This is a genomic window from Candidatus Rokuibacteriota bacterium, from assembly GCA_016209385.1.
Classification (GTDB): domain Bacteria; phylum Methylomirabilota; class Methylomirabilia; order Rokubacteriales; family CSP1-6; genus JACQWB01.
Map to the genome: position 1 here is coordinate 1 of JACQWB010000105.1, position 5,599 is coordinate 5,599.

The following is a 5,599-nucleotide window of genomic DNA, read 5'->3' on the forward strand; positions in this document are numbered from 1 at the left end:
GCGGAGGGTCAGGTACGGGTTGGTGTTGGAGGCGCGGACGAGCCCCCAGCCGCCCGGGAAGACGATCCGCGCCCCGTCGATGTCAATCGTTTCGTATTTCCCCTTGAACTCGCTCACCAGCTCGTCTACCACCCGGAACTTCTTGTCGTCGGGGCAGGGGGCTTTGAGCTCGGGGGTCGCGTGGAGGTGCGGAAGCGCGTCGAAGTGCGCGGAGACAGGCCCCGGCAGGTGCGCGAGGACCTCGAGCACCTTGGCCGAGGCCAGGATCCCGTCGTCCACCCCGTAGTAGTCCTCGGCGAAGAACATGTGCCCGCTCACCTCGCCCCCCAGCAGGATCCCTTCCTCCCGCATCTTCCGCTTGAGGAGCGAGTGGCCGGTCTTGTACATGACCGGCACGCCGCCGTGGGCGCGGATGTCCTCCACCAGGCGCTGGGAGGACTTGACGTCGAAGAGGATCTTGGCGCCCGGGTGGCGCGCCAGCAGGTCCCGGGCGAGGAGGATCAGGATCAGATCCGCCTCGTGGCGCCGGCCCTTCTCGTCCACCAGCCCCATCCGGTCCGCGTCGCCGTCGTAGGCGAGCCCGACATCCGCCCGCTCCGCCAGCACGCGCGCCTGGAGGTCCCGGGTGTTTTCCTCCATCTCCGGATCGGGCAAGTGGTTGGGAAAGCGGCCGTCCAGCTCGCAGTAGAGCTCGACCACCTCGCAGCCGAGGCGGCGCAGAAGCTCGGGGGCGTAGAGGCCGGCGACGCCGTTCCCGCAGTCGACGACCACCTTCATGCGGCGCTCGAGCTTCACGCGACGCCGGATGACGGCGACGTACTCCTCCCGCGGGTCCCTGGACGCGAGCGAGCCCGACCCGCTCTCGAACCGCCCGCCCTCGATGGCGGTGCGGAGCCCCTGGATCTCGTCCTCCGCCAGGGGGACCGCGCCGGCGTGGACCATCTTGACGCCGTTGTACTCGATCGGGTTGTGGCTGCCGGTGATGTTGGCCCCGCCGTCCAGCTTCCAGTGCGCGGTGGCGAAGTAGAGGACGGGCGTGGGGGCGAGGCCGATGTCCGCGATGGAGACCCCGGTCCCCAGGACTCCCTCGGCGAACGCCGCCTTCAGCTCAGCCGAGGCGACGCGGTTGTCCTGGCCGAGGGCGATCGTGCATCCGCCCTTCCGCCGGATCAGGCTCCCGTAGGCGAGGCCGAGCTGACGGAAGATCTCCGGCGTGAGGTCCTCACCGACTTTGCCGCGGACGTCGTACGCCCTGAATATGTGCGGATTTAGCGCCCCCGCCATCAGAGCACCGCGATCGCCTCGATCTCCAGCAGCCAGTCGGGGTGCGCCAGGGCACCGACCTGAACGAGCGTGGAGGCCGGCAACTTCTTCCCGAAGAACTCCTCGCGGATGGGCGCGAGGTCGGCCCGGTACCGGATGTCGGTCAGGTAGGTGTTGAGCTTCACCACGTTGGCCAGCGTCCCGCCGCCCGCCTCGACCATGGCCTTGATCGCCTCGAGCACGACGCGGGCCTGGCCCTGGAAGTCGCCCTTGTGCGCGACGCGGCCGTCCTTGTCGTAGGCCACCTGGCCCGAGAGAAAGAGGATCGTCTGGGCCCCGGTGACCTTGAGCCCCTGGCTGTACGCGGGCGGGTCGTACACCGACGTCGCGCAGTACTTCTCGATCGTGGCCATAGATCGGGCTCCTTTCAGGCTCGGAACGCTCCGGGTTCCACTCATCGAGGTTGCCGGGCTCCGCGCCGATGGAGTATGGTGGAGCGAGCACCCCTACGCTAGGGCGCGAGCGATGCGGAGTCAACCCCGAATCCAAGCGCAGCGTGCCGGCGCCGGTCTGGTAGCCGGGGGCGACGCGTGGGGTCAGGGAGACGGCGATGAGCGACGATCTGAAAGAGAAGACGCGAAGGACCGCGGAGATGCTGTTCCACACCCTGGACGCTGAGTCGCGCGGCTACCCCCTGTGGCGACAGTTCGACAAGGAGCTGGCCAAGGAGATCTCGATCTTCTTCACGGGCCGGCTCTACAGCCGGGAGGTGCTCTCCCAGAAGCAGCGCGAGCTGTGCGCGGTCGCGGCGCTGACGGTCCTCAACCGCGAGAGCGAGCTGCGCGCCCACATCCACGCCGCCCGCAACGTCGGCGCCACACGGGAAGAGATCGCCGAGGTGATCTTCCAGATGCTGGTCTACGGAGGCGCGCCGGTGATGGTCGAGGGGCTGAAGGTTGCCAAGCGGGTGTTCGAGGAACGCGGCGAGTGGACGGTGTAGGCGCGGGGCAGGGCCATGGATTTCTCGTACGGCGAGCGTGAGGAAGGGTTCCGCCGGGAGCTCCGCGAGTGGCTCGCGGCGAACCTGGCCGAGCACAGGCGGGTGTTTCCGCCCTCGGACGATGAGCTGACGCTCCATCCGGACAGGTCCTTCGACTCCAGCCTGGCCTGGCACAAACGGATGCACGCGGGTGGCTGGGTCGGCATCCACTGGCCGAAGGAGTACGGGGGGCGGGGTGCCAGCCTGATCGAGCAGATGATCTTCACCGAGGAGCTGATCGCAGCCGGGGCCCCGCCCGGGGTCAACACCATCGGCCTGGCGATGGTGGGCCCCGCGGTCATCCGCCACGGGACGGAGACGCAGCGGCAGAGCTGGCTCCGCGCGATCCTGTCCGCCGACGAGATCTGGTGCCAGGGGTTCTCGGAGCCCGGCGCCGGGAGCGACCTGGCCAACCTGTCTACCCGGGCCATCGAGGATGGCGATAGCTTTGTCATCTCAGGCCAGAAGGTCTGGACTTCAAACGCCCACCGCTCCCACGCCTGCATCCTGCTCGCGCTCACCGATCTCGCAGCCCCGAGGCATAGGGGGATCTCCTGCTTCCGCGTGGACATGCAGAGCCCGGGCATCACCATCCGGCCGCTGGTCCAGATCACCGGCGACGCCGAGTTCAACGAGGTGTTCTTGGACCAGGTGCGTGTGCCGAAGACGAACCTCGTCGGGGCGAAGAACGCGGGGTGGAAGGTGGCCATCACGATCCTCATGTACGAGCGGATGGCCGTCGGGAGTACCGTGATCCTCCACCACTACATCCAGCGCCTGCTGGCCCTGGCCCGGCGCCAGCCGCGCGACGGCGGCGCTGCCGCCGATCCCGTCCTCCGCCAGGAGCTCGCTCAGATCTACCTCGAGGGACGGCTTCTCCGCCTCACCGGGTTGCGCTACCTGACCCGGCAACTCCGAGGCGAGCCCCCAGGGCCGGAGGGATCCGTGCTCAAGCTGGCGCTGACCGACACCTACCGGAAGCTGGCCGAGGCGGCGACCCGCATCGTGGGGCCGTACCACCAGCTCTGGAAGGGAACCGACCGGGCGCCGGAGGGCGGCCGCTGGGCGTTTCAGGCGCTCTTCGCGCTCCGATTCGGGATCGCCGGCGGCACGACCGAGATCCAGAAGAACATCGTCGGTGAGCGGATGCTCGGTCTGCCCAAGGGCTAGCCATGGCCTGGGCCCCTCCCTTCTGGCTCCGCAGGCTCGACCTCGTCAGGGAGGAGTATGCGCAGGCCCCGGAACCCGAGATGACGCCGGAGCACAGGTTTCGGCTTGCGAGCGAGCTGATGGTTTTCGCGCTCAGCAGCCTGCGGCGCCAAGCCGAAGAAGACGGGTGCTCCGTAAGCGAATTGTTGTTCATGTACGAACGGGCTACAGCCCGCATGCGCGCCCGTGCCGCCTGAGCCGTTCCCGGCCAGCCCTGACCAGCTCCGCCAGATCCTGCTTGGATTCGTCGACCTACTGGAAGCACGGCGAGTTCAGTATATGGTGATCGGCGCCATGGCAGTAGCGATGTGGGGCCAACCTCGGGCGACGGCCGATATCGACTTCACCGTTCTAACTGACCCCGATGGGCTCGACATTCTCGGCCGGGACGCGGAACATCTCGGGTTTTTGATTGATCAGCAGTGGCTCGAGTGGCACCCGCTCCAGCGAGGCCAGCAGATCCGCCTAAAGAGCGGGGATTTCCTTATCGATATTGTCCGGCCGATGGACCAGCATCAGGAGGAAGCGCTCCGCCGAAGCCGGGCGCTGGAGATCGGCGGCCGGAACGTGTGGTTTGCATCGCCCGAAGACCTGATCCTGATGAAGCTGAAGGCCGGGCGCCCCCGCGACTTCGAGGACGCGATTTCGGTGCTCGCCAGACAACGCGACAAACTGGACGAGCGGTACATGACGGACTGGGCCTGGAGGATTGGCGCCTACGACGAGCTCGCGTACATCCTGCGGGGAGGAACCGTTGGATTTGGATAAGGTTCTCGAGGCGGCCATCGAGGCGGCGCGGGCGGCCGGGGAGATCGCCCTCAAGTACTACCGGGGCGGCTTCGACGTCGTCGTCAAGCCCGACCAGAGCCCGGTCACGCAGGCGGATCGCGAGGCCGAGCAGATCATCATCCGCGCCCTCAGCTCGGCCTTCCCTGAGCACGGCTTCCTCGGCGAGGAGTTCGGGGCCCAGGGCAACCCGGAAGTTCGCTGGATCATCGATCCCATCGACGGGACTCGGAACTTCGTCCGGCGCATCCCGCACTGGGCGGTCCTGATCGCCCTGGAAGAGCGGGGCGAGATCACCACCGGTGTGGCCCTGAACCCGGTCAGCGGCGAACTGTACACCGCGCGAAAAGGGCAGGGCGCTTTTGCCAACGGCGAGCAGATGCGGGTCTCCCACGTCGGGACGCTGGAGCGCGCGCTCCTCGTCCATGCGAGCCTCAAGGTGCTCCGTCGCGAGCGGCAGTGGGAGGGGTTTATCCGGCTCGTCGACGCCACCGAACGCCAGCGCGGCTTCGGCGATTACCTGGACTACGTGCTCGTGGCCGAGGGGAAAGCGGAGCTCGTGGTGGAGGCAGACCTCAAACCGTGGGACCTGGCCCCCATGAAGCTCCTGATCGAGGAGGCCGGGGGGCGCTTCACCGATTTCACGGGGCAGCCCACCATCTACTCAGGGACTGCGCTCGCGACCAACGGGAAGCTCCACGCCCGGGCCCTCGCGCTTCTGAACGGGAGCTAGGCACGCGCCAGCGTCGCCGGGGGCCGCGGTGCGCCAGCCCGGTGCGCCACCCCGCTTGACAGCCTCGCGGCCCGTGACGTAGAATCCGGCGCGATCGAGTAGCGGCCTCCGGGAGGTCTAATGCCCCAGGAGTGGGTCGCGCAACGCCTCATGGATGCCTTCGTTGGTCACGTGCGTGGCGGGCGGGGGCCTTCGTGTATTGGCCGGACATCAGCCCTGACGGAGAGGAGGAACCCATGGAACCCATCAGTCGCCGCCGCTTCCTGACCACCACCGCCGGCCTCGCGGGGATCCTCGCCACCGGCGTCCCGCCCGCCCGCGGCCAGCAGCGCGAGATCACCTACCTCCGCTGGAACAACTTCTCGCCCGGCTCGGACAAGAAGCTGGACGAGATCGGCCAGCGCTTCACCAAGGACACCGGCATCAAGATCCGCATCGACGGCATCGCCCACGCCCAGCAGGCGGCGAAGTACGCGTCCGAGGTCCAGAGCCAGGCCGGGCACGACCTAGTCGAGATGCGCATGCACTTCCCCTGGCTCTACGAGCCCCAACTCGTGGACGTGTCCGAC

General features: G+C 67.9%; 7 protein-coding genes. 5 read left to right on the forward strand and 2 right to left on the reverse strand.

Annotated features, from left to right (window positions below):
* Together HY726_07130 and HY726_07135 are read right to left on the reverse strand one after the other, a co-directional pair.
* Positions 1-1,284 (reverse strand): phosphomannomutase/phosphoglucomutase (locus tag HY726_07130; protein ID MBI4608761.1); only part of this gene is annotated, 1,284 nt, incomplete at its 3' end.
* On the reverse strand, positions 1,284-1,676 hold the full coding sequence (locus HY726_07135; protein ID MBI4608762.1) for a RidA family protein: 393 nt from the start codon (positions 1,674-1,676) through the stop codon (positions 1,284-1,286). The genes HY726_07130 and HY726_07135, both read right to left, overlap by 1 nt.
* A 197-nt stretch (positions 1,677-1,873) precedes the next feature.
* Here HY726_07135 and HY726_07140 point away from each other — a divergent pair, with 197 nt between their 5' ends.
* The 5 genes from HY726_07140 to HY726_07160 form a co-directional block, all read left to right on the forward strand.
* Positions 1,874-2,263 carry a carboxymuconolactone decarboxylase family protein gene (locus tag HY726_07140; GenBank protein MBI4608763.1) on the forward strand — a complete coding sequence of 130 codons (390 nt, stop codon included), beginning with the start codon at positions 1,874-1,876 and terminating at the stop codon, positions 2,261-2,263.
* A gap of 15 nt (positions 2,264-2,278) precedes the next feature.
* Positions 2,279-3,472 carry an acyl-CoA dehydrogenase family protein gene (locus tag HY726_07145; protein ID MBI4608764.1) on the forward strand — a complete coding sequence of 398 codons (1,194 nt, stop codon included), beginning with the start codon at positions 2,279-2,281 and terminating at the stop codon, positions 3,470-3,472.
* A 318-nt stretch (positions 3,473-3,790) separates the two neighbouring features.
* The gene (locus tag HY726_07150) at positions 3,791-4,279 is read left to right on the forward strand and encodes a hypothetical protein (protein MBI4608765.1); all 489 of its coding nucleotides are present in this window, start codon (positions 3,791-3,793) and stop codon (positions 4,277-4,279) included.
* Complete coding sequence (locus tag HY726_07155) at positions 4,266-5,030, forward strand: histidinol phosphate phosphatase (GenBank protein MBI4608766.1); 765 nt, start codon at positions 4,266-4,268, stop codon at positions 5,028-5,030. The genes HY726_07150 and HY726_07155 overlap by 14 nt, the downstream gene beginning before the upstream one ends.
* Positions 5,031-5,266: 236 nt before the next feature.
* On the forward strand, positions 5,267-5,599 hold a 333-nt coding region (locus HY726_07160; protein MBI4608767.1), incomplete at its 3' end, for a twin-arginine translocation signal domain-containing protein.